The 2,517-nt window shown below is 68.6% G+C and carries 1 protein-coding gene and 2 pseudogenes; 2 read left to right on the top strand and 1 reads right to left on the bottom strand.

All coding sequences use genetic code 11. The annotated features are described in order from the left end of the window. Positions 1–365: pseudogene (locus ABZ641_RS32820) on the top strand (hypothetical protein); the annotation flags it as partial. Then, positions 341–793, top strand: a pseudogene (locus tag ABZ641_RS32815) (IS701 family transposase); the annotation flags it as partial. The pseudogenes ABZ641_RS32820 and ABZ641_RS32815, both read left to right, overlap by 25 nt. Positions 794–887: 94 nt before the next feature. On the opposite strand, the gene ABZ641_RS32810 reads toward ABZ641_RS32815, so the two are convergent. Next, positions 888–2,132 carry a neprosin family prolyl endopeptidase gene (locus tag ABZ641_RS32810; RefSeq protein ID WP_359987770.1) on the bottom strand — a complete coding sequence of 415 codons (1,245 nt, stop codon included), beginning with the start codon at positions 2,130–2,132 and terminating at the stop codon, positions 888–890. Positions 2,133–2,517 lie beyond the last annotated feature (385 nt).

Below are 2,517 nucleotides of genomic sequence, written 5' to 3'. Positions count from 1 at the left end.
GCCTGGTCCTTGGGACCGGAACGTTCGCGGCGACCGCCGTCGGTTACCAGGAACTGCTGGACTGGGCCCGCACGGTCGGCCAGGTGAAGCGGGCCGGCGTGGAGGGAACCGGCTCCACCGCACAGGTCCGCGTGAAGGTCGACAAGAACGGCCTCGGCCACGGCATCGTCTCCCTCCTCGACCGGTGGGACGAGGAAGACCGACACGAAGCCCAGATCGTCGGCGTCATGGTGTCCGAGAGCGTCGATCCCGGCCGCGAAGATCCTGGCCAGGTCATGCGCCCCTGGCGCAAGCCCGACGAGATGTGGTGGGCCCAGGTCGGCATCGACACGCCGACGGACGGCCCGGCTACCGGTGACTGCTGATCCGGCGCAACCGGCGCACCGGCGAACTCGCCTTCAACCGCTGCTACTCGGCCCACCCCGTCCCACTGAGCGCGCTGGTCAAGGTCGCTGGACGCCGCTGGACCGTAGAGGATGCCTTCCAGGCAGCCAAGGGCCTGGCCGGACTGGACGAGCACCAGGTCCGCCGCTGGACCTCCTGGCACCGCTGGACCACTCTGGCCATGCTCGCGCACGCCTTCCTCGCGGTCACCGCCGCCGTTGAACGGGCCGGCAGTGCGTCATCACCCGAACTCGCCCCGCTCACCTGCGGCGAGATCCAACGGCTGTTCACCGCCCTGCTGGTCCAGCCCGTCCGTGATCTCGCACACCGACTGCGATGGTCGGCATGGCGCAGCCGGCACCAAGCCCGCGCCCGCCGCTACCAGCGACAGGCCGCTCTAGAGCTATAGAGGGTTCGTGTCCCCCTGAGGCCCGGGTCCATCCGGCTCTTCGGGCTTCCGGGTCGTCGCGTCCCGGAAGTCCGAAGGGCCGGCCGCCGACGGGTCATTCGCAGTTGGTTCCGCCCGGCCCGCCGAAGAAGAAGTACTCGTTCCACGGCGGCGCCGCGTGGCCGACCGCGGTGGTGAAGCACTTCGGCGACGGCTGCGACGCGGTCAGCGACGCCGACTGGGCGCCTCCGCCCACGCCGAAGTAGTAGACGTCGCGCTGGTAGGCCGCGAACTGCCAGCCGCTGCTGGCGAACGCGCCGCTCCCCATCGGCGGCCACGCCGTGATGTCCACGACCTCACCGCCGTAGTCGATGTCCACGGCGTTCCTGGAGAGCTGGCCGCCGCCGAACAGCGAACCCCGGTAGTAACCCACCGCATTGCTCGCGGTGGTGCCGCCGAGATAGAGCCACCAATTCCCACCGGAGAAGTACCAGGTCACCTCGACCTCGTACTGCGCGCCGCCCCAGACGCTCGACGGGCTCAGCGTCCCGCCGATCGCCCAGGCGGAATTCGTCTGGGTGAACGCCGAACAGTCGAGGTTGTAACACCCGGTGTTCTGGTAGCCGTCCGCGGTCCAGTAGATGAACAGGACCGGCTGGGTGGTGCCGTATTTGCCCGGATAGATCTGGGAACCGCATTCGACGGTCTGGACCGGCGAACCGCCGGCGTACCACTGCTGCGAGAGCGAGAACACCTGCGACCCGATGTTGGGGTCCCAGATGTTGACGAAGCTGTGGCCGCCCAGATTGTCGACGACCTGGAACGCGTGCGCGTACTTGTGGACATTCGCCTCGATGGCGGCCGGGCTCAGTCGGGGGTGACGCCCCGTTCCCTCGGGGACTTTGTGAAAGAAGTCCCTGAGGGTGCGTCCGCGGGCCAGTTCCTCCAAGGTGACCCGGCGCATGGGGATCGTGCCGGGCGGGCAGGACATCGGGTTCCCGAACTTGTCCAGCCGGTCCGAGCGCAGTTGCGGCTGCACCGGCAGGGCCGGTGCCTCACCGCGCGGGGCAGGCTGGGGTGGCGCGTCGGGCGGGACGGCCGGGCCCTCGTCGCCGCCCCTGAGCGAGGGCTGATCCTCGATGGGGACACAGTCGAAGATCTGCCCGTTGTCGTCGACGAAGCTGTGCGGGACGTCGACACCTGAATAGAGACCGAGAATGTGCTGCCGCATCGCGGCGAATTCGTCCTCCCCGGCCGTCGCCGAACGCGACCTGCGGGTGAATTCATCGTGCCGGGCCGAGGCGACGTCGTCGATGAACTGGGCGAAGCTCGGGAAATTCGTGCCGTCCTGGGGTGCCATGACCGAATGCTCCTCCGCGGCCGTGCACGGGTGCCGGTCACGGCACGTGGCGCACGGACGCCACTGGACTCGGTGGGATTTTCGTGACGGTCGGTAGCGGCCGTCGCTATCGGTGAAACCTCGTTCTTGAAGATTCCACAATGGTGATCCCGAACGGTCGCCGGATCACACGTGGAGATACCTCTCGGGGACATCCTGGCCCCCGTGGCCTCACCCTCGGCTATACCCTAACTCCGGCCCGTACCGCTTTCCTGTCGGCCCTTCGAATCGTGGAACGTGCAACCGATTCCCGAGAGGTGGAATCCGGCGCCGGAGCCGATTCGGCCGTCGTTCCGTGGGCTTTCGGGGTGCACGCCGGCCGGCCGGCCCCGCCCCGGTGGGGGGC

This window comes from Kitasatospora sp. NPDC007106, from assembly GCF_040634455.1.
Classification (GTDB): domain Bacteria; phylum Actinomycetota; class Actinomycetes; order Streptomycetales; family Streptomycetaceae; genus Kitasatospora; species Kitasatospora arboriphila.
This window is presented reverse-complemented; position numbering and strand designations above follow the sequence as displayed.

Coding starts and splice junctions, on each gene's coding strand:
- ABZ641_RS32810 (WP_359987770.1), bottom strand. CDS start 2,132: ATGGCACCCCAGGACGGCACGAATTTCCCGAGCTTCGCCCAGTTCATC.